We start from the raw sequence: 20,774 nt of genomic DNA, 5'->3' as shown, positions 1-20,774 counted from the left end.
ATCAAATCTCGACCTGAGTGCCCAGCTCGATCACCCGGTTTGGGGGGATCTCAAACTGGTCTGGCGCACGGAGCGCATTGCGCTGCAGCGCCAGGAAGAGTTTGCCGCGCAGGCGCAGATACCACGGACGTTTGCCGATAATCAGCGATTCATGTGACATGAAGAACGACGTCTCCATCATGCGGCAGTTAAGACCTTCCAGACCGCAGCGGTGGAAAATCTCCTCGACGTTTGGCGTTTCGCGCCAGCCGTAGCTCGCCACCACGCGCCAGAAAGTCGGCGACAGCTGCTCAATAGTGACGCGACGCACGTTGTGCACGTAAGGCGCATCTTCAGTTCGCAACGTCAGCAGCACCACCCGCTCATGCAACACTTTGTTATGCTTGAGGTTATGCAGCATGGCAAATGGAATCACATTCAGTGCACGTGACATATAGACCGCCGTGCCCGGTACGCGAACCGGCGGCGATTTCTCCAGTGACGCGATCATTGCCTCCAGGGAGTTGCCATGTTCGTGCATACGGCGCAGCAGGCGGAAACGCTCGCTTTTCCACGTCGTCATAATGATAAACATCACCAGGCCGAGACAGAGCGGCAACCAGCCACCGGAGAAGATTTTCACCAGGTTGGCGGTAAACAGCGGCACGTCAATGCAGAGCATCAATACCAGGATGACGGCAACCGCCAGCTTGTTCCAGTGCCAGTTTTTAACCGCCACGGTGCAGGAGAGCATCGCCGTCAGCACCATGGTGCCAGTCACCGCAATACCGTAGGCGGCAGCCAGATTACTTGAATGCTCAAAGCTGATAATCACAATCAGCACCGCGAAATAGAGCACCCAGTTGATTACCGGAATATAAATCTGACCCGATTCACGCTCAGAGGTGTGGATGATGCGCATACCTGGCAGATAGCCCAGTCGCACCGCCTGACGCGTCAGCGAGAAGACACCAGAGATCACCGCCTGCGAGGCGATAACGGTGGCCAGGGTCGCCAGAATCAGCATTGGGATCAGCGCCCATTCCGGCGCCAGCAGGAAGAAGGGGTTTTTAATCGCTTTAGGGTCGCTGAGTAACAGCGCACCCTGACCAAAATAGTTCAGTGCCAGCGACGGCAGTACCACCGAGAACCAGGCCAGTCGAATCGGCACTTTACCGAAGTGCCCCATATCGGCATAGAGCGCTTCAACCCCGGTAATCGCCAGCACCACCGCGCCAAGCGCGAAGAATGAGACAGATTTATAGTGCACGAAGAATTCGACCGCATAAGCGGGATTCAGCGCATGCAGCACTTCCGGATTTTTCATGATGCCGCTGACCCCAAGGATCGCCAGCACAAGGAACCAGACCAGCATCACCGGCGCGAAGAGTTTGCCCACCATGCCGGTGCCATGTTTCTGAATCGCAAACAGCAGCGTCAGCACCGCAATCGACATCGGCACGATAAAGGGATCCAGCGACGGCGCGGCAATCTCCAGGCCTTCAATAGCGGACATCACCGAAATGGCTGGCGTGATCACCACTTCCCCATAGAAGAAGCTGCCTCCAATCAGGCCCATGATCACCAGTACTGCCGTGGCCCGCGCACCGGTATGGCGTCCAGCCAGCGACATCAGTGTCAGTATCCCGCCTTCACCGGCGTTGTCGGCACGCATCACATAGCTGATGTATTTCAGTGAGACCACCAGCACCAGAAGCCAGAAAATCAGCGACAGAAAGCCAAACACCGCTTCCCGCTCAACGCCGAAGCCAAACTGTCCGGAGAGACATTCACGCAAGGTATACAGCGGACTGGTGCCGATATCCCCGTAAACAACACCAATGGCGGCCAGCGTTAATCCGCGAAGTGACTGCTTATTATCCGAGCTCATAGAGTTATCTTTTGTTGGAGTCTAAGAGGCGCGAAAACCCCTCGCTCAGGCCATCAAAAAGCGCACAGTATGCACGGTTTAGCGAAAATTCCTATACCCGCTTCGCCTCGCTGGCAGGGTAACGGGGTCACTTCTGGCGATAAAGCGTTAATTAGCGTTGCTTTTAATCCAGGCAAACCTTCTGAAACAAAAAAGCTGACAGCTATCAACGCTTTCACGCATGATGATCTATAGAGTAAAGCGCTTGCTTAAGCGCGGCGGCCCGACGATCGTAAGGACAGTGAAGTGATTATGGCTCAACCCCATCTTTTGGCAGAAAGAATTTCTCGCCTCAGCAATGCGTTAGAAAAAGGATTGTATGAGCGGCATCATGCCATACGCCTTTGCCTGCTCGCGGCGCTGAGTGGTGAAAGTGTGTTCCTGCTGGGACCGCCAGGCATCGCCAAGAGCCTGATTGCCCGTCGCCTCAAATATGCCTTTCAGCACGCCCGCGCTTTTGAATATCTGATGACCCGTTTCTCCACACCGGAAGAGGTGTTTGGTCCGCTCTCCATTCAGGCGCTGAAAGATGAAGGGCGCTATCAGCGTCTGACCAAAGGGTATCTGCCCGACGCCGAGATTGTTTTTCTGGATGAGATCTGGAAAGCGGGGCCGGCGATTCTCAATACGCTGCTGACAGCTATTAATGAGCGCCGCTTCCGCAATGGCGACAGCGAAGAGACCATCCCGATGCGGCTGCTGGTCACCGCCTCCAATGAACTGCCGGAAGCGGATAGCGGTCTTGAAGCGCTCTATGATCGGATGCTGATCCGCCTGTGGCTGGATAATGTGCATGAGAAACAGAACTTCCGCAGCATGCTGACGCACCAGCAGGATGAGCACACCAATCCGGTCGCGGAGTCCCTGCGCATCAGTGATGAAGAGTATGCACAGTGGCAGCTCGGCATCAGCCAGGTCAGTCTGCCCGATGCGGTGTTTGAGCTGATTTATCAGCTGCGTCAGCAGCTGGAGAGCCAGCCCGCCGCGCCTTACATTTCCGATCGTCGCTGGAAAAAAGCGATTCATCTGTTGCAGGCCAGCGCCTTCTATAGCGGTCGCAACACCATTGCACCGATAGACCTGATCCTGCTGAAAGATTGTCTCTGGCATGACGTGGCGTCCATGCAACTGCTGGAGCGCGAAATCGACCTGTTAATGACGCAGCACGCCTGGCAGCAGCAACCGATGCTGATGAAACTGCAGCAGATCAAAGCTCGCCGCATGGCCCTCCAGCAACAGCAGAGCATCGCGCAGGCAATCACCCTGGAAAAACACAGCGGCATGTTCAGCCGCAAACCCCATTACGATCTGCCAGAAAGCTTTACCGATGAGCAACTGACGCTGATGCTGCAAAAACCGCTGATGCTGCATGACATGCAGGTAAGTCATCTGGTGATCGCGCGTGATGCCCTGAATCAGTGGCTGCAAAAAGGCGGCGAGGTTCGCGGCAGGCTCAATGGGATTGGCTTTGCGCAGAGCCTGGATTTACACGTGGATGCACAGCATTGTCTGGCTATCCGTGATGTCAGCCTGCAATCGTCGCGCCTGACACTGCCAGGCGTCAGCAGCAGCGAGCCGCTGCCCGGTGAAATCACCGACGCGCTGGATGCACTGGAGAGTGAACTGCGGTCGCAGCGACATCAGTTCAGTCAGCATCAGCGCTGCCTGTTTATCAGTGATGACTGGCTGGCGCGGGTTGAAACCAGTCTGCAGGATGTGGCGGAACAGCTGAAACAGGCGCGTAAATGATCTCAGTGGAGACGCTCAGCACACTGCTCTCAGTGGGGGAAACCGAACTGATTGAAGAGCTGATCATTGCTCTGCTGGCGTCGCCCCAGCTTGCGCTGTTTTTTGAAAAGTTTCCCAGGCTGAAGAAAGCGCTGCTGCGCGATGTACCGCGCTGGCGAGCCGAAATCACAGCCGATCTCAAAGCCACACCGGTTCCGGCCACGCTGGCCGAAGAGTTTCAGCTGTTCCAGCGGGTACAACTTCTCAGCGATCGTGACTTCAGCCACCAGCTGAATGCCACACTTCAGGCACTTGAAAGCCTGCCGTCCCCCTTTCTGGATGAAGCTAACCGGCTGCTGCAACATACCGATATCGCTCATCTCAGCAGCGCGCAGCACCAACTTTTTCTGCAGCGCTGGCGGCTGAGCCTGACCTTACAGACGCTGACGCTGAATCAGCAGTTGCTGGAACAGCAGCGCGAACGTCTGCTGGCGGAACTGCAGCAGCGCATGGCACTGAGCGGCCAGCTGGCACCGATTCTGGGCGACGATGATGAAGCTGCCGCGGGTCGGTTGTGGGACATGAGTAAAGCGTCACTGCAGCCTGGCGACTATCAGTTGATGCTGCAATATGGTGACTTTCTGGCTCAGCAGCCGGAGCTGCTGAAACTGGCCCAGCAGCTGGGTCGCAGCCGCGAGGCAAAATCGGTGCCGTCGCAGGATGCGCCAATGGAAGCTTTTCACCATCTGGTGCAGGAGCCTGCGTCCGTGCCGGAAGAGGTCAGCGGCATTCATCAGAGCGATGACGTGCTGCGTCTGCTGCCGCCGGAGTTAGCCGCGCTGAGCATCAGCGAACTGGAGCTGGAATTTTACCGGCGGCTGGTCGAGAAACGGCTACTGACCTACAAGCTGCAGGGCGATGCCTGGCATGAAAAGGTGACGATGCGTCCGGCCAGCCACCAGCAACATGAAGAGCAGCCACGCGGGCCATTTATCGTCTGCGTTGATACCTCCGGTTCGATGGGTGGCTTCAATGAGCGCTGTGCCAAAGCGTTTTGTCTGGCGCTACTGAAGGTCGCGCTGGCCGACCGTCGTCGCTGCTACATCATGCTCTTTGCCCATGAGGTGATTGGCTATGAGCTGACCGGTGATGACGGGCTGGAACAGGCGATTCGTTTTCTCAGTCAACGTTTTCGCGGCGGCACCGATCTGGCTGCCTGTCTATCCTCTGTTGTCACCCGAATGGAAGGCGCACTGTGGCAGGAAGCCGATGCGGTGATCGTCTCCGATTTTATTGCCCAGCGTCTGCCGGAAGAGGTGATCGGGGCGATTAAAAAGCGTCAGCGACACAATCAGCAACGTTTTCATGCCGTGGCGATGTCGACCCACGGGAAACCAGGTATTCTGCGCATCTTTGACCATATCTGGCGCTTCGATACCGGCATGAAAAGCCGCCTGCTACGCCACTGGCGCCGTTAAGTCATCTGACAGAAAAGCTTCTTTGCTATAGTAAATTACCGTTTCACTTACTCAGCAATCTGGAGCTTCCTGTGACGCTTGCTCAACCTCACCGCGATTTGCCTGCCCCGACGCGGACGTTATTGCTCTCCGGCCAGAACATAGAACAAAAACGTGCCGAGTTGCTGGCCTATTTTCATCAGACCTGGGAACAGTATGAAAGTCTGTTCACCTGTCTGGCCGATTCAAAGGCCTGGTTTACGAAAGCCATTCCGCTGCGCCATCCGTTGATCTTCTATTTTGGCCACACCGCTACCTTTTACATTAATAAGCTGATGGCCGGACGCCTTATCGACGCGCGTCTGGACGATCGCATCGAAGCAATGATGGCGATTGGTGTGGATGAGATGAGCTGGGATGACCTCAACGATAGTCACTACGACTGGCCCACTATCGAAGAAGTCCGTGCATACCGCGGGCGCGTTAAAGCGCTGGTCAGCGATCTGATCCAGACCATGCCGATCACGCTGCCACTCAGCTGGGAGAGCCCGGCATGGGTGATCCTGATGGGGATTGAGCATGAGCGTATTCATCTGGAAACCTCCAGCGTGCTTATCCGCCAGCTACCCGTTGAGTGGGTCAGACCACAGGCCGCGTGGCCGGTATGTCCGATGGCACGCCACCAGCGCGAGGCTGTTCCGGCCAATACCCTGCTGCCGATGCCTGGTGGCACAATTACGCTGGGGAAAACCGACGACACCTACGGCTGGGATGTCGAGTATGGCCGCCAGCAGGTTACGCTGCAGCCGTTCCAGGCGAGCAAAATGCTGGTCAGCAACGCGGAATTTCTGGCGTTCATTGAGGCAGGCGGTTATCAGGATGCCCGCTGGTGGGATGACGAAGGCTGGGGCTGGTGTCAGTTTGCCAAAGCAGAAATGCCCACCTTCTGGGTCGGCACGCCTGCGATGCCCGATCAGCTTAAACTGCGTCTGATGTGTGAAGAGGTCGCGATGCCATGGGACTGGCCTGCCGAGGTCAATCAGCTGGAAGCGGCGGCCTTCTGCCGCTGGAAAGCGAATCAGACCGGCATGAGTGTTCAGCTCCCCTGTGAAGCGGAGTGGGCTCAGTTACGCGAACAGGTCGCGGGCGATCAGCCAGACTGGGATCGGGCGCCGGGCAACATCAACCTGGCGTACTGGGCTTCCTCCTCGCCGGTCGACCTCTTCGCCCAGGGCGAGTTCTTCGATATCGTCGGTAACGTCTGGCAGTGGACGACTACGCCGACCAATGGCTTTGAAGGCTTCAACGTTCACCCGCTGTACGATGATTTCTCCACTCCGACCTTTGATGGCAAACATTCGCTGATCAAAGGCGGCAGCTGGATCTCAACCGGCAACGAAGCGCTGAAATCAGCCCGCTATGCGTTCCGCCGCCACTTCTTCCAGCATGCCGGTTTCCGCTACGTGGTTTCCAGCCATCAGGAGACGATGGCGCCGAACCCGTATGAATCTGACGCGATGGTGTCGCAGTACCTCGACTTCCAGTATGGCCCGCGCTATTTCGGTGTGGACAACTATGCCGAAAGTCTGGTGAAGCTGGCGCTGGACTACACAACAGCACGTGGCGAAGCCCTTGATATCGGCTGTGCCACCGGACGCGCCAGTTTTGAGCTGGCTCGCCACTTTGAACGCGTCACCGGGATGGACTACTCGGCGCGCTTCATTGATGTGGCGCTGCAGCTGGCCAGCGGCGAAGACTTCCGTTATCTGCTGCCACAGGAAGGCGACCTGGTGGAGTATCGTCAGGTTCGCCTGAAAGATTTCGCACTGGAGAGCGAACTGGCGCAGCGGATTCAGTTTGTTCAGGGGGATGCCTGTAACCTCAAACCTCAGCCTGGCCGTTACGACCTGGTACTTGCCTCCAACCTGATTGATCGTCTGCGCCAGCCTGCGCGCTTCCTGCGTGATGTCACGCCGATGCTGCGTCAGGGCGGTATTCTGCTGCTCTCATCCCCTTATACCTGGCTGGAAGATTTCACACCGAAAGAGAACTGGCTGGGCGGTGTACGTGAGAACGGTGAGGCACTGACGACGCTGCAGGCACTGCAACGTCTGCTGGCGGCCGACTTCGACCTGGTCGATGAACCGCAGGATAAACCGTTTGTGATCCGCGAAACGGCCCGCAAGTTCCAGCATACGCTGGCGCAGGTCACCGTCTGGCGCAAACGCTAAGTGAACCGGCAGCGGCGCCCGTCGCTGCCGGGAGTTGCCTGAACCGTTATTTTGCTGCACATTCACCGTTGTTTACTTAAGCAGACCCATAACGAGGATGGCCATGGCCGAACATCTGCAGCTCGATAACCTGGATCGCGGCATTCTGAATGCCCTGCTGGATAATGCGCGCACCGCTTACGCCGAGCTGGCAAAACAGTTTAATGTCAGCCCGGGCACCATTCATGTGCGCGTGGAAAAAATGAAGCAGGCGGGCATCATCCTGGGAACACGGGTTGATATCGATCCGCGCCAGCTGGGGTTTGATGTCTGCTGCTTTATTGGCATTATCCTTAAGAGCGCGCGTGACTATCCGGCGGCGCTGAGCAAGCTGGATGCGCTGGATGAAGTGGTTGAAGCCTGGTACACCACCGGCCACTACAGCATTTTTATTAAAGTGATGTGCCGCTCAATTGACGCCCTGCAGCAGGTCCTGATCAATAAGATCCAGACCATCGATGAAATTCAGTCCACAGAAACGCTGATCTCACTGCAAAACCCGATCATGCGCACCATCAAGCCCTGATCCTCTATTCCTTGTGCATAATCTTATCCCTGACGAATGTGGCGGCTGACAACAGCTGCATTCGCTTCTTCTGATCTATTAACCCTGTTGTCCACAGGTGGATCACCGCTTGATCACAGCGTACAATGCTCGCCTTAATGTCCGGGAGAGCAAGATGGCCGATATTACCTTAATCAGTGGCAGTACTCTGGGTAGCGCAGAGTATGTGGCTGAACATCTCGAAGAAAAATTACAGGAAGCGGGCTTCTCAACCCAGATGCTGCATGGTCCGGCGCTGGATGAGGTGCCGCACGAGGGTATCTGGCTGGTGGTCTGCTCAACCCACGGTGCTGGCGATATTCCTGACAACCTTCTGCCCCTGTTCGAGGCCATCACGGAAAGCAAACCCGATCTCTCGCAGGTGCGGTTTGGTGCTGTCGGACTCGGCAATCATGAATATGATCTCTTTTGTGGCGCGATCCGCCAGATTACAGCGCTGTTAATTGCTCAGGGTGCCCGTCAGATCGGCGATCGCCTTGAGATTGACGTGCTGGAGCATGATATTCCTGAAGATCCCGCAGAAGCCTGGCTGGAAAGCTGGAAAAACGCGATCTGAAGGGGGCTGGGGATCGCGAAATAGTTACGATCCCCAGTGGAAGATGCTGATTTTATCCTTTTCCCTCCTTTTATTTTGTGGATAACTACCCTGTTTTGTTGCGTATAACCGGTAGTTATCCAGATAACATCGGGAGAACGATTTTTGAGCTGTGGATAACAGTCCATTTTGATCCCAGCTTATACGGATCAGGATCACCGATCACTCACAGGTAGTGATCCTCTCTATCCTGTTGTTTCTGAGGTGCTTCTGGCACATATCCACAGAAAAGCGGGATCCTAATAAGAGATCTAACAGAAAGATCATATACAGATCTAAGATCCTTTCTTTTAAAACCGGACGATCCCGCGGCTTTCACCCCAGACGGAATTTGAGTAGAATCCACGCCCCAGGACGACGATCCTGCAAGTTCATCAACCGAGGTACCACTTCATGTTTTATCAGGATCCTTTTGACGTCATCGTAATTGGTGGTGGTCATGCGGGCACCGAAGCCGCAATGGCGGCAGCCCGAATGGGTCAGCAAACCCTGTTACTCACCCATAACATTGATACGCTTGGACAAATGTCCTGTAACCCGGCGATTGGTGGTATTGGCAAAGGACATCTGGTGAAGGAAGTGGATGCCCTGGGTGGTCTGATGGCCAGCGCAATTGACCAGGCCGGTATCCAGTTTAGGATACTAAACGCCAGCAAAGGCCCGGCGGTACGGGCGACCCGTGCTCAGGCTGACCGCATGCTCTATCGGCAGGCGGTGCGAACGGCACTGGAGAACCAGCCTAATCTGATGATCTTCCAGCAGGCGGTTGACGATCTCATCGTGGAAAACGATCGTGTGGTCGGTGCCGTCACGCAAATGGGACTGAAGTTCCGTGCCAAAACGGTGGTCCTCACCGTCGGTACTTTCCTTGATGGCAAAATTCATATCGGTCTGGACAATTACAGTGGCGGTCGCGCTGGCGATCCCCCGTCCATTCCGCTGGCAAAACGACTGCGTGCGCTGCCGCTGCGGGTAAACCGCCTCAAGACCGGTACGCCACCGCGTATCGATGCGCGCACCATCGATTTTTCAGTGCTTAGCCCGCAGCATGGCGATGACCCCATGCCGGTGTTCTCGTTCATGGGCAATGCGTCTCAGCATCCACAGCAGGTGCCTTGCTGGATCACGCACACCAATGAGAAAACCCATGAAGTGATCCGCAATAACCTGGATCGCAGCCCGATGTATGCCGGGATCATCGAGGGAATCGGCCCACGCTACTGCCCGTCGATCGAAGACAAAGTTATGCGTTTTGCCGATCGTAACTCGCATCAGATCTTCCTGGAGCCGGAAGGGCTGACCAGTAATGAGATCTACCCGAACGGTATCTCAACCAGTCTGCCGTTTGATGTACAAATTCAGATCGTCCGATCGATGCAGGGCATGGAGAATGCAAAGATCGTGCGTCCGGGGTATGCCATTGAGTATGACTTCTTCGATCCGCGCGATCTAAAACCGACGCTGGAGAGCAAGTTTATTCATGGCCTGTTCTTTGCCGGACAGATCAACGGCACGACCGGTTACGAAGAAGCGGCAGCGCAGGGGATGCTGGCGGGTCTGAACGCGGCTCGTCAGTCTGCTGACAAAGAGGGCTGGGCACCGCGTCGCGATCAGGCTTATCTGGGCGTACTGGTTGACGATCTCTGCACGCTTGGCACTAAAGAGCCGTACCGGATGTTTACCTCCCGTGCTGAATACCGTCTGATGCTGCGCGAAGACAACGCCGATCTGCGTCTGACCGAAACCGGCCGTGAACTGGGTCTGGTGGATGATGCGCGCTGGGCGCGTTTCAACGAGAAGCTGGAAGCGATTGAACAGGAGCGTCAGCGTCTGCGGGATATCTGGGTTCATCCAAAGTCTGAGCACGTGACCGAAGTGAACACGGTTCTCAGCGCGCCGCTGACCAAAGAAGCCAGCGGTGAAGATCTGCTGCGCCGTCCTGAGCTGACCTATCTGAAGCTGATGACACTGGATGCCTTTGGTCCGGCTCTGGCTGATGAGCAGGCCGCTGAGCAGGTTGAGATTCAGGTCAAATATGAAGGTTATATTGCGCGTCAGCAGGAAGAGATTGATCGCCAGCTGCGTAATGAGAACACACTGTTGCCAGTGGAGCTCGACTACCGCCATGTGAACGGGCTGTCGAATGAGGTGATCGCCAAACTGAACGATCACAAACCCGTGTCAATTGGTCAGGCGACACGTATCTCCGGCATAACACCGGCGGCGATCTCAATTCTGCTTATTTATCTGAAAAAACAGGGTCTGCTGCGTAAAAGCGCCTGATCTGAAACGGGGCGTGGCGACACGCCCCCGCTGAATGGAATTATGTTGTGATCAACACACTCACATCGCTGCTAAAGGCAGCCAGTATTTCCCTCTCCGATCAACAAAAACAGCAGCTGGTTGCCTATGTCGGCCTGCTGGATAAGTGGAACAAAGCCTACAATCTGACATCTGTGCGCGATCCTGAGCAGATGCTGGTCCGTCATATCCTCGATAGCATCGTGGTGGCACCGCATCTGAAAGGCTCACGTTTTATTGATGTGGGAACCGGTCCCGGACTGCCGGGTATTCCGCTGGCAATCGTAATGCCTGATGCGCACTTTACGCTGCTCGACAGTCTGGGCAAACGGGTGCGCTTTCTGCGTCAGGTTCAGCATGAGTTAGGACTCACTAACATTACTCCGGTCCAGAGTCGGGTTGAAGCGTTCCCGGCTGAGCCGCCTTTTGATGGCGTTATCAGCCGTGCATTTGCGTCACTGACCGATATGGTGAACTGGTGTCATCACCTGCCAGGAAGGGAAGGGCGCTTCTTCGCGCTTAAAGGCGTGCGTCCGGACGATGAAATTGCGGAATTACCGGCTGGCTATGTTTCTGATGACGTCATTAAGCTGCAGGTGCCGCAGCTGGAAGGTGACCGTCATCTGGTCATCATTCGTCATCAGTAGCCCTTCAGTTAGCAGGGGCTTTTATCAGGGTTCTGATGAAAAAAGTGCAGATAATGCGCTATCGATAAAAGATTTTGTTTAAGCCCTGGCGGAATGAAGGTTAAAAACAGCGACGGAAATTATCCGAAAAGCTCTGTTACATTTAACGATTGGTTCACATTTAATTATCAGAAATATCACTTGTATAGGTGGGCCGCGGAATAAAAGTAGTCACGCCAGAAAATATATCGCGGTAATAACTTTGCGTGCGTAATATCAATTTCACGTTTCTTAAGCATACTTCGATGTCAATAGCGTGTTTTTGATGAAAATAGACTTGCACACGCAATTTTATAATTTCAAGACAATGATTTTTAAGGCTTAATCTGTTTTACAGATTGTTCTTAAATAGGTTGAAGATAAAACTCAGTGTAGTGTGAGTGCTTATTATGTGATCTAAAGCACGCTTTAAAAGCAAGTTGCGCGTGAAATTTCAGTCAGATTAGTGCGAATCTCCGCAGGGTAATCTTTGGAAAAATAGCCCTCCGGAAAGAAATTTAAATAATTGTTCACCTTTTCGCTACTTACCGATTGAAATCGCAGGTGCGGCCCGTATAATTTGCACGGCTTTTGCTGCTTGACTCAACTGCGCAAAGGCAGTCTTATACGACACGCGACATACCCCTAACGGGGCAGGAGAGTATCAGCGTCATGTCAGTGTCTCTTTACAGTTTAAAATTCGCCCGAACGGTGCTGATGATTCAGCTGGTGACGATAGTCATCATCGGCGCACTCTTTACTGTTAAAGATGTCACCTGGGGTGTCTCTGCTCTTGCGGGTGGAGCGGCAGCCTGGCTGCCAAACGTAATGTTTTTGTTTTTAGCCTGGCGCCTGCAGGGGCAATCCCCCACTTCGGGGCGAGTCGCGTGGAGCTTCGCTTTAGGTGAAATAGCTAAAGTGTTTGCGACCATCATTTTGCTCATTGTGGCGTTGGGTCTGTTCGGCGCGGTTTTCTGGCCGGTCGGAATAACCTGGTTATCGGTGCTGGTGGTACATATTCTGGCACCGGCGGTAATTAACAACAAAGGGTAAGAGGCATCATGGCTGCAGGAGAAATCTCTACTCCGCAAGAGTACATTGGTCACCACCTGACACATCTTCAGTTGGACCTGCGTACCTTCGAGTTAGTGAATCCGCACGACGCTCCCGCGACGTTCTGGGTATTAAATATCGATTCCATGTTTTTCTCTATGGTGCTGGGAATCATCTTCCTGGTGTTGTTCCGTAGCGTGGCGAAGTCTGCCACCAGCGGTGTGCCAGGGAAAATGCAGGCGGCTATCGAACTGGTTGTCGGTTTCGTTGATAGTAACGTGCGCGACATGTATCACGGTAAGAGCAAACTTATCGCCCCGCTGGCTCTGACAATTTTTGTCTGGGTCTTCCTGATGAACTTCATGGATCTGCTGCCAATCGACCTGCTGCCATATATTGGTGAGCATGTGTTGGGGTTACCGGCGCTGCGCGTCGTACCGTCTGCAGACGTGAACATCACGCTATCTATGGCGTTGGGCGTATTTATTTTGATTCTGTTCTACAGCATCAAAATGAAAGGCATTGGCGGCTTCACGAAAGAGCTGACGCTGCAGCCTTTTAACCACCCGATCTTCATCCCGATCAACCTGATTCTGGAAGGTGTGAGCCTTCTGTCTAAACCTGTATCACTGGGTTTACGACTGTTCGGTAACATGTATGCGGGTGAACTGATCTTTATCCTTATTGCCGGTCTGTTGCCGTGGTGGTCGCAGTGGGTGCTGAATGTGCCGTGGGCCATTTTCCACATCCTGATCATTTCGCTACAGGCTTTCATTTTCATGGTCCTCACGATCGTCTATCTGTCGATGGCATCTGAAGAGCATTGATTTTTTTCTCAACACTACTTTCCCGCTTGATTCCGGGTGGCAGCGCACCACGCTGAGGCCCGGAAGATTAAGGGAGCATTTAACTGAAACAAACTGGAGACTGTCATGGAAAACCTGAATATGGATCTGCTGTACATGGCTGCCGCTGTGATGATGGGCCTGGCGGCAATCGGTGCTGCGATCGGTATCGGCATCCTCGGAGGAAAATTCCTGGAAGGCGCTGCTCGTCAGCCTGACCTGATTCCTCTGCTGCGTACGCAGTTCTTTGTTGTAATGGGTCTGGTGGATGCAATCCCGATGATCGCTGTTGGTCTGGGTCTGTACGTGATGTTTGCTGTCGCCTAAAGCCCTGTGTTCACTCAGCGCACAATGTGCAAGGGTGAACGGATTCTGCCGCTTATCACGTTGATAACGGCAGAAAAGTTAAATACTCAATCTAGAGGCATTGTGCTGTGAACATTAATGCAACAATCCTCGGCCAGGCTATCGCGTTCATCCTGTTTGTCGCGTTCTGCATGAAGTACGTATGGCCGCCGCTGATGGCTGCTATCGAAAAGCGCCAGAAAGAAATTGCTGAAGGCCTTGCTTCTGCTGAACGTGCCAAGAAAGATTTGGATCTCGCGCAGGCTAATGCGACCGACCAGCTGAAAAAAGCCAAAGAAGACGCTCAGGTCATTATCGAGCAAGCGAACAAGCGTCGCGCGCAGATTCTGGATGAAGCCAAAACCGAAGCTGAAAACGAACGTAATCGCATCGTGACACAAGCGCAGGCTGAAATTGACGCCGAGCGTAAACGTGCACGTGAAGAACTGCGTAAGCAGGTTGCGTTGCTGGCTATGGCTGGCGCCGAGAAGATCATCGAACGCTCCGTGGATGAAGCTGCTAACAGCGACATCGTTGATAAACTGGTCGCTGAACTGTAAGGAGGGAGGGGCTGATGTCTGATCTGATTACTGTAGCTCGCCCCTACGCCAAAGCAGCTTTTGACTTTGCTGTTGAGCATCAAAGTATAGAACGCTGGCAACAGATGCTGGCGTTTGCCGCAGAAGTGGCTCGCAATGAACAGATGGCTGATCTTCTCTCAGGTGCATTAGCCCCTGAAGCGCTGGCAGCGTCGTTTAACGCAGTCTGTGGTGATCAACTGGATGAACCCGCACAGAACCTGATTAAGGTGATGGCGGAAAACGGACGTTTGACAGCGCTTCCGGCTGTACTGGCTCAGTATATCGAACTGCGTGACGCTCATGAAGCCACCGCTGAAGTCGATGTTATTTCCGCCAGTACGCTGAGTGACGACCAGCTGAATAAAATCAGCGCCGCGATGGAAAAACGTCTGTCACGCAAAGTTAAGCTGAATTGCAAAATTGATAAGTCTGTGATGGCAGGCGTGATCATCCGTTCGGGTGATCTGGTTATTGACGGCAGCGTACGCGGCCGTCTTGACCGTCTGGCTGACGTCTTGCAGTCTTAAGGGGACTGGAGCATATGCAACTGAATTCCACCGAAATCAGCGAACTGATCAAGCAGCGCATTGCTCAGTTCAATGTCGTGAGTGAAGCTCACAACGAAGGTACGATTGTTTCTGTAAGTGACGGTATCATCCGCGTACACGGCCTGGCCGATGTCATGCAGGGTGAGATGATTGCCCTGCCGGGTAACCGTTACGCTATCGCCCTGAACCTCGAGCGTGACTCGGTTGGTGCAGTGGTGATGGGTCCGTACGCTGACCTCGCCGAAGGCATGAAGGTTAAGTGTACTGGCCGTATTCTTGAAGTACCGGTAGGCCGTGGCCTGCTGGGCCGCGTCGTGAACACCCTGGGTGCACCTATCGACGGTAAAGGCGCAATCGACAACGACGGTTTCTCACCGGTCGAAGTGATTGCACCTGGCGTTATCGATCGTCAGTCAGTCGACCAGCCGGTTCAGACCGGTTATAAGTCGGTCGATGCGATGATTCCAATCGGCCGTGGCCAGCGTGAGCTGATCATCGGTGACCGTCAGACCGGTAAAACCGCGATGGCGATCGATGCGATCATCAACCAGCGTGACTCAGGCATCAAGTGTGTCTATGTTGCGATTGGTCAGAAAGCCTCAACCATCTCTAACGTGGTTCGTAAGCTGGAAGAGCATGGCGCACTGCAGAACACCATCGTTGTTGTGGCGTCTGCTTCTGAATCCGCTGCACTGCAGTATCTCTCTCCGTACGCAGGTTGTGCGATGGGCGAATACTTCCGTGACCGCGGTGAAGATGCGCTGATCGTATACGATGACCTCTCCAAGCAGGCTATCGCTTACCGTCAAATCTCTCTGCTGCTGCGCCGTCCACCAGGCCGTGAAGCATTCCCTGGCGACGTGTTCTATCTCCACTCTCGTCTGCTGGAACGTGCATCACGCGTAAGCGCTGATTATGTTGAGCGTTTCACTAATGGCGCAGTGACAGGTAAAACCGGTTCACTGACCGCGCTGCCGATCATCGAAACCCAGGCGGGCGACGTTTCTGCGTTCGTTCCGACCAACGTAATCTCGATTACTGATGGTCAGATCTTCCTGGAATCGAACCTGTTCAACTCCGGTATTCGTCCGGCTGTTAACCCAGGTATTTCGGTATCCCGCGTAGGTGGTGCTGCACAGACCAAGATCATCAAGAAACTGTCCGGTGGTATCCGTACCGCGCTGGCACAGTATCGTGAACTGGCGGCGTTCTCGCAGTTCGCCTCTGATCTGGACGATGCAACCCGCAAACAGCTGAGTCATGGTCAGAAAGTGACCGAGCTGCTGAAGCAGAAACAGTATGCGCCGATGTCTGTCGCGCAGCAGGGTCTGGTTCTGTTCGCTGCAGAGCGTGGCTACCTGAACGACGTTGAACTGGCAAAAATTGGCAGCTTCGAAGCTGCGCTGCTGGCCTTCGCCGATCGCGACCACGCTGAGCTGATGGCTGAAATCAACCAGTCGGGTAACTTTAACAACGATATCGAAGCGAAGCTGAAAGGCCTGATCGATACGTTTAAAGCAACCCAGTCCTGGTAATGTCTGGCGGCTTGTCTGAAAAGGCAGGCCGCAAGGCTTTGAGGAGAAGCTAATGGCCGGCGCAAAAGAGATACGAAGCAAGATTGGAAGCGTGAAAAACACGCAGAAGATCACCAAAGCGATGGAAATGGTCGCCGCCTCCAAGATGCGTAAAACGCAGGAACGCATGGCGGCCAGCCGTCCGTATGCAGACACCATGCGCAAAGTGATTGGTCACCTTGCGTTGGGTAATCTGGAATACAAGCACCCTTACCTGGAACAGCGCGACGTGAAGCGCGTCGGCTACCTGGTCGTTTCTACAGACCGCGGGCTTTGTGGTGGTTTGAACATTAACCTGTTCAAAAAATTACTGGCGGATATGAAGTCCTGGTCCGATAAAGGCGTGCAGAGCGATCTGTCGATTATCGGTTCAAAAGGGGCGTCATTCTTCAGTGCAGTAGGTGGCAACATCGTGGCGCAAGTCAGCGGCATGGGCGATAAACCTGCCCTGTCTGATCTGATTGGCCCGGTAAAAGTGATGTTGCAGGCGTATGATGAAGGCCGCATCGACAAACTGATGATCGTCAGTAACAAGTTCAATAACACCATGTCTCAGACTCCGACCATCACCCAACTGCTGCCGTTAGCGCCAGCGGAAGGTGAAGAAGAGATGAAGGCGAAGACCTGGGATTACCTGTACGAACCCGATCCGAAAGCGCTGCTGGATACCCTGCTGCGTCGTTATGTCGAATCGCAGGTTTATCAGGGTGTGGTGGAAAATCTGGCCAGTGAGCAGGCCGCACGTATGGTAGCGATGAAAGCCGCAACCGATAACGGCGGAAATCTGATCAAAGAGCTGCAGTTGGTTTACAACAAAGCTCGTCAGGCCAGCATCACCCAGGAACTTACCGAGATCGTCTCGGGGGCCTCCGCGGTTTAACCAGGTTTGGAATTAGGTAGAGGATTCAAGATGGCAACTGGAAAGATTGTCCAGATTATCGGCGCCGTTGTTGACGTCGAATTCCCTCAGGACGCGGTACCGCAAGTGTACAGCGCCCTCGAGGTTATGAATGGTGATGCGCGTCTGGTGCTGGAAGTACAGCAGCAGCTGGGCGGCGGCGTAGTACGTACCATCGCAATGGGTACGTCTGACGGCCTGAAGCGTGGTCTGAACGTCAACGACCTGCAGAAACCGATTCAGGTACCGGTCGGTAAAGCGACTCTGGGCCGTATCATGAACGTTCTCGGCGAGCCAATCGATATGAAAGGCGAGCTGAAAGAAGAAGATGGCAGCGCAGTAGAGATCGCCTCTATTCACCGCGCAGCGCCTTCTTATGAAGATCAGTCTAACTCGCAGGAACTGCTGGAAACCGGCATCAAGGTTATCGACCTGATGTGTCCGTTTGCCAAAGGCGGTAAAGTGGGTCTGTTCGGTGGTGCGGGTGTAGGTAAAACCGTCAACATGATGGAACTGATCCGTAACATCGCAGCTGAACACTCAGGTTACTCAGTGTTTGCTGGTGTGGGTGAGCGTACTCGTGAGGGTAACGACTTCTACCACGAAATGACTGACTCAAACGTTATCGACAAAGTTGCTCTGGTCTATGGCCAGATGAACGAGCCGCCGGGTAACCGTCTGCGCGTAGCCCTGACCGGTCTGACCATGGCGGAAAAATTCCGTGATGAAGGCCGCGACGTTCTGCTGTTCATCGATAACATCTACCGTTATACCCTGGCCGGTACAGAAGTCTCTGCACTGCTGGGTCGTATGCCATCTGCGGTAGGTTACCAGCCAACGCTGGCAGAAGAGATGGGTGTATTGCAGGAGCGTATTACCTCCACCAAGACCGGTTCAATCACTTCCGTACAGGCCGTTTACGTCCCTGCGGATGACCTGACTGACCCGTCACCAGCAACCACCTTTGCGCACTTAGACTCAACGGTAACGCTGAGCCGTCAGATCGCATCTCTGGGTATCTACCCGGCCGTTGACCCACTGGACTCTACCAGCCGTCAGCTGGATCCGCTGGTTGTTGGTCAGGAACACTATGATGTTGCGCGTGGCGTTCAGTCACTGCTGCAGCGTTATCAGGAACTGAAAGACATCATCGCCATCCTCGGTATGGATGAGCTGTCTGAAGAAGACAAACTGCTGGTGGCACGTGCGCGTAAGATTCAGCGCTTCCTGTCTCAGCCGTTCTTCGTTGCGGAAGTATTCACCGGTTCACCGGGTAAATACGTTACGCTGAAAGACACTATCCGTGGCTTTAAAGGCATCATGGAAGGTGAGTTTGACCACCTGCCAGAGCAGGCCTTCTACATGGTTGGCGCCATCGAAGAAGCCGTGGAAAAAGCGAAGAAACTGTAATAACGGTTTCCCGGGAGGAAGATTATGGCTATGACTTATCACCTGGATGTGGTCAGCGCAGAGGAGCAGTTGTTCTCTGGTCTGGTACAGAAGATTCAGGTGTCAGGTAGCGAAGGTGAACTGGGGATTTTCCCTGGCCATGCGCCGCTGCTGACTGCCATTAAGCCTGGAATGATCCGTATCGTGAAACAGCACGGCGAAGAGGAGTATATCTACCTCTCTGGCGGCGTGCTGGAAGTGCAACCAGGCAGCAGCACCGTTCTGGCCGATACCGCGATTCGCGGTACCGATCTGGACGAAGCGCGCGCGCTGGAAGCAAAACGCAAAGCAGAAGAGCACATGAACAGCAGCCATGGTGACGTGGACTATGCTCAGGCCTCTGCCGAGCTGGCGAAAGCCATTGCTAAACTGCGCGTGATCGAACTGACCAAAAAAGCGATGTAATCCAGCTTTATGCGTCACGAAATGCCAGCCCTCGGGCTGGCATTTTTTTTGCCTGCGGCGCCCGATCTGCCTGTCCGCCTAATTTCGGCCTGAGAAAAATGTAGTAATCTCAACCTCAAACCGTTTTACTTTCACCCGTAAAAATTCACTCAGGATAGTTATGTCTAACAGTGCGATGAGTGTGGTGATCCTTGCAGCTGGCAAGGGCACCCGTATGTATTCCGATCTGCCTAAAGTTCTGCATACGCTGGCAGGCAAACCGATGGTTCAGCACGTCATTGATGCCGCCAAAGGGCTGGGCGCACAGCATGTGCATCTGGTTTATGGTCATGGCGGCGATCGCCTGAAAGCGACCCTCACTGACAGCACGCTTAACTGGGTGCTGCAGGCCGAGCAGCTCGGCACCGGCCATGCTATGCAGCAGGCTGCACCTGCTTTTGCAGATGATGAAGATATCATGATGCTCTATGGCGACGTGCCGCTGATCACGCAGGCGACATTACAGCGTCTTCGCGAAGCAAAACCGCAGGGCGGCATCGGCTTACTCACCGTGGTACTGGATGACCCTACCGGCTATGGCCGCATTGTGCGTGAAAACGACACCATTACCGGTATTATCGAACAGAAAGATGCCAGCCCGGCGCAGCTCACTATTAAAGAGATCAACACAGGCATTCTGATCGCCAACGGGGGCGACTTAAAACGCTGGCTGGCGCAGCTCACTAACAATAATGCGCAGGGTGAGTATTACATCACCGATATTATCGCGCTGGCGCATCAGGAAGGCCGGGTGATCAACGCGGTCCATCCGGCACGCATCAGTGAAACGGATGGTGTCAATAACCGGCTGCAGCTGGCGACATTAGAACGCACTTACCAGGCTGAACAGGCGGAAAAACTGCTGCTGGCCGGTGTAATGCTGCGCGATCCGGCCCGTTTTGATCTGCGTGGAACGCTGACCCATGGACGGGATGTTGAAATCGACACCAACGTCATTATTGAAGGCCAGGTCACGCTGGGCTCGCGCGTCAAAATTGGCGCGGGCTGCATTATCAAAAACAGCGTGATTGGCGATGACTGTGAAATCAGCCCCTATACGGTGATCGAGGATGCTAATCTCGCCACCGCCTGTACCGTTGGGCCTTTTGCCCGTCTGCGTCCTGGCAGCGAGCTGGCGCAGGCCGCCCACGTGGGTAATTTCGTCGAAATGAAGAAAGCGCGTCTGGGTAAGGGTTCGAAAGCGGGTCACCTCTCCTACCTGGGTGATGCAGAGATTGGCGACAACGTGAATATCGGTGCAGGCACGATCACCTGTAACTACGATGGCGCGAATAAATTTAAAACTGTGATTGGCGATGACGTGTTTGTCGGCTCGGATACGCAGCTGGTGGCACCAGTCAATGTCGCGCCAGGCACCACCATCGCGGCAGGTACTACCGTTATGAGGGATGTGCCTCAGGCTGGTCTGGTTTACAACCGCAAAGAGCAGAATCACAAAGCGGACTGGCAGCGTCCGGTGAAGAAAAAATAAATTTTTAACGGCCCGCTGTATGCGGGCCGATGCAGTGCAGTGCCAAAACTATAAT

At 54.2% G+C, this 20,774-nt stretch carries 18 protein-coding genes; 17 read left to right on the top strand and 1 reads right to left on the bottom strand.

What is annotated here, in order from left to right; all coding sequences use genetic code 11:
• Nucleotide 1 precedes the first annotated feature (1 nt).
• On the bottom strand, nucleotides 2-1,870 hold the full coding sequence (gene kup / locus NP77_RS00985) for a low affinity potassium transporter Kup (protein WP_003849489.1): 1,869 nt from the start codon (nucleotides 1,868-1,870) through the stop codon (nucleotides 2-4).
• A gap of 291 nt (nucleotides 1,871-2,161) precedes the next feature.
• On the opposite strand from kup, the gene ravA reads away from it, so the two are divergent.
• The 17 genes from ravA (at nucleotide 2,162) to glmU (ending at nucleotide 20,719) form a co-directional block, all read left to right on the top strand.
• The gene (gene ravA / locus NP77_RS00980; protein ID WP_033743354.1) at nucleotides 2,162-3,658 is read left to right on the top strand and encodes an ATPase RavA; all 1,497 of its coding nucleotides are present in this window, start codon (nucleotides 2,162-2,164) and stop codon (nucleotides 3,656-3,658) included.
• Nucleotides 3,655-5,115, top strand: coding sequence for an ATPase RavA stimulator ViaA (gene viaA, locus NP77_RS00975; protein ID WP_039658683.1), 1,461 nt, complete (start codon nucleotides 3,655-3,657; stop codon nucleotides 5,113-5,115). Before ravA ends, viaA begins: the two co-directional genes overlap by 4 nt.
• Before the next feature lie 71 nt (nucleotides 5,116-5,186).
• Nucleotides 5,187-7,325 carry a 5-histidylcysteine sulfoxide synthase gene (gene ovoA / locus NP77_RS00970; RefSeq protein WP_039658681.1) on the top strand — a complete coding sequence of 713 codons (2,139 nt, stop codon included), beginning with the start codon at nucleotides 5,187-5,189 and terminating at the stop codon, nucleotides 7,323-7,325.
• Between the two features lie 103 nt (nucleotides 7,326-7,428).
• The gene (asnC, locus tag NP77_RS00965) at nucleotides 7,429-7,890 is read left to right on the top strand and encodes a transcriptional regulator AsnC (protein ID WP_003849496.1); all 462 of its coding nucleotides are present in this window, start codon (nucleotides 7,429-7,431) and stop codon (nucleotides 7,888-7,890) included.
• Between the two features lie 154 nt (nucleotides 7,891-8,044).
• Complete coding sequence (gene mioC, locus NP77_RS00960) at nucleotides 8,045-8,485, top strand: FMN-binding protein MioC (protein WP_039658680.1); 441 nt, start codon at nucleotides 8,045-8,047, stop codon at nucleotides 8,483-8,485.
• A 432-nt stretch (nucleotides 8,486-8,917) separates the two neighbouring features.
• Nucleotides 8,918-10,807, top strand: a complete 1,890-nt coding sequence (mnmG, locus tag NP77_RS00955; protein WP_039658678.1) for a tRNA uridine-5-carboxymethylaminomethyl(34) synthesis enzyme MnmG — start codon at nucleotides 8,918-8,920, stop codon at nucleotides 10,805-10,807.
• Between the two features lie 47 nt (nucleotides 10,808-10,854).
• Nucleotides 10,855-11,472 carry a 16S rRNA (guanine(527)-N(7))-methyltransferase RsmG gene (gene rsmG, locus NP77_RS00950; protein ID WP_003849501.1) on the top strand — a complete coding sequence of 206 codons (618 nt, stop codon included), beginning with the start codon at nucleotides 10,855-10,857 and terminating at the stop codon, nucleotides 11,470-11,472.
• Between the two features lie 690 nt (nucleotides 11,473-12,162).
• A complete protein-coding gene (atpI, locus tag NP77_RS00945) occupies nucleotides 12,163-12,543 on the top strand; it encodes a F0F1 ATP synthase subunit I (RefSeq protein ID WP_003849503.1) in 381 nt (126 codons plus the stop codon).
• 8 nt (nucleotides 12,544-12,551) lie between these two features.
• Nucleotides 12,552-13,370 (top strand): F0F1 ATP synthase subunit A, encoded by an 819-nt coding sequence (atpB, locus tag NP77_RS00940; RefSeq protein ID WP_003849506.1) that lies wholly within the window; start codon nucleotides 12,552-12,554, stop codon nucleotides 13,368-13,370.
• A gap of 105 nt (nucleotides 13,371-13,475) precedes the next feature.
• Nucleotides 13,476-13,715, top strand: coding sequence for a F0F1 ATP synthase subunit C (gene atpE / locus NP77_RS00935; protein ID WP_003849523.1), 240 nt, complete (start codon nucleotides 13,476-13,478; stop codon nucleotides 13,713-13,715).
• A gap of 107 nt (nucleotides 13,716-13,822) precedes the next feature.
• Complete coding sequence (atpF, locus tag NP77_RS00930; RefSeq protein WP_003849528.1) at nucleotides 13,823-14,293, top strand: F0F1 ATP synthase subunit B; 471 nt, start codon at nucleotides 13,823-13,825, stop codon at nucleotides 14,291-14,293.
• 14 nt (nucleotides 14,294-14,307) lie between these two features.
• The gene (gene atpH / locus NP77_RS00925) at nucleotides 14,308-14,841 is read left to right on the top strand and encodes a F0F1 ATP synthase subunit delta (protein ID WP_003849530.1); all 534 of its coding nucleotides are present in this window, start codon (nucleotides 14,308-14,310) and stop codon (nucleotides 14,839-14,841) included.
• A 14-nt stretch (nucleotides 14,842-14,855) separates the two neighbouring features.
• The gene (gene atpA, locus NP77_RS00920) at nucleotides 14,856-16,397 is read left to right on the top strand and encodes a F0F1 ATP synthase subunit alpha (RefSeq protein ID WP_003849532.1); all 1,542 of its coding nucleotides are present in this window, start codon (nucleotides 14,856-14,858) and stop codon (nucleotides 16,395-16,397) included.
• Between the two features lie 52 nt (nucleotides 16,398-16,449).
• Nucleotides 16,450-17,316 carry a F0F1 ATP synthase subunit gamma gene (atpG, locus tag NP77_RS00915; RefSeq protein ID WP_003849534.1) on the top strand — a complete coding sequence of 289 codons (867 nt, stop codon included), beginning with the start codon at nucleotides 16,450-16,452 and terminating at the stop codon, nucleotides 17,314-17,316.
• A gap of 30 nt (nucleotides 17,317-17,346) precedes the next feature.
• Nucleotides 17,347-18,744, top strand: a complete 1,398-nt coding sequence (atpD, locus tag NP77_RS00910) for a F0F1 ATP synthase subunit beta (RefSeq protein ID WP_008926373.1) — start codon at nucleotides 17,347-17,349, stop codon at nucleotides 18,742-18,744.
• 24 nt (nucleotides 18,745-18,768) lie between these two features.
• A complete protein-coding gene (locus NP77_RS00905; RefSeq protein ID WP_008926374.1) occupies nucleotides 18,769-19,188 on the top strand; it encodes a F0F1 ATP synthase subunit epsilon in 420 nt (139 codons plus the stop codon).
• Nucleotides 19,189-19,348: 160 nt separating this feature from the next.
• Nucleotides 19,349-20,719 (top strand): bifunctional UDP-N-acetylglucosamine diphosphorylase/glucosamine-1-phosphate N-acetyltransferase GlmU, encoded by a 1,371-nt coding sequence (gene glmU / locus NP77_RS00900; protein ID WP_039658676.1) that lies wholly within the window; start codon nucleotides 19,349-19,351, stop codon nucleotides 20,717-20,719.
• The last annotated feature ends 55 nt before the right edge of the window (nucleotides 20,720-20,774 follow it).

Origin of the sequence: Pantoea sp. MBLJ3 (assembly GCF_000816655.1) — a bacterium.
Lineage (GTDB): Bacteria > Pseudomonadota > Gammaproteobacteria > Enterobacterales > Enterobacteriaceae > Pantoea > Pantoea eucalypti.
This window is presented reverse-complemented; position numbering and strand designations above follow the sequence as displayed.

Excerpts from the sequence above, each read along its gene's own strand:
- kup (WP_003849489.1), bottom strand. The coding sequence starts at position 1,870 with ATGAGCTCGGATAATAAGCAGTCACTTCGCGGATTAACGCTGGCCGCC.
- ravA (WP_033743354.1), top strand. The coding sequence starts at position 2,162 with ATGGCTCAACCCCATCTTTTGGCAGAAAGAATTTCTCGCCTCAGCAAT.
- viaA (WP_039658683.1), top strand. The coding sequence starts at position 3,655 with ATGATCTCAGTGGAGACGCTCAGCACACTGCTCTCAGTGGGGGAAACC.
- asnC (WP_003849496.1), top strand. The coding sequence starts at position 7,429 with ATGGCCGAACATCTGCAGCTCGATAACCTGGATCGCGGCATTCTGAAT.
- mioC (WP_039658680.1), top strand. The coding sequence starts at position 8,045 with ATGGCCGATATTACCTTAATCAGTGGCAGTACTCTGGGTAGCGCAGAG.
- mnmG (WP_039658678.1), top strand. The coding sequence starts at position 8,918 with ATGTTTTATCAGGATCCTTTTGACGTCATCGTAATTGGTGGTGGTCAT.
- atpI (WP_003849503.1), top strand. The coding sequence starts at position 12,163 with ATGTCAGTGTCTCTTTACAGTTTAAAATTCGCCCGAACGGTGCTGATG.
- atpB (WP_003849506.1), top strand. The coding sequence starts at position 12,552 with ATGGCTGCAGGAGAAATCTCTACTCCGCAAGAGTACATTGGTCACCAC.
- atpE (WP_003849523.1), top strand. The coding sequence starts at position 13,476 with ATGGAAAACCTGAATATGGATCTGCTGTACATGGCTGCCGCTGTGATG.
- atpH (WP_003849530.1), top strand. The coding sequence starts at position 14,308 with ATGTCTGATCTGATTACTGTAGCTCGCCCCTACGCCAAAGCAGCTTTT.
- atpA (WP_003849532.1), top strand. The coding sequence starts at position 14,856 with ATGCAACTGAATTCCACCGAAATCAGCGAACTGATCAAGCAGCGCATT.
- atpG (WP_003849534.1), top strand. The coding sequence starts at position 16,450 with ATGGCCGGCGCAAAAGAGATACGAAGCAAGATTGGAAGCGTGAAAAAC.
- atpD (WP_008926373.1), top strand. The coding sequence starts at position 17,347 with ATGGCAACTGGAAAGATTGTCCAGATTATCGGCGCCGTTGTTGACGTC.
- NP77_RS00905 (WP_008926374.1), top strand. The coding sequence starts at position 18,769 with ATGGCTATGACTTATCACCTGGATGTGGTCAGCGCAGAGGAGCAGTTG.
- glmU (WP_039658676.1), top strand. The coding sequence starts at position 19,349 with ATGTCTAACAGTGCGATGAGTGTGGTGATCCTTGCAGCTGGCAAGGGC.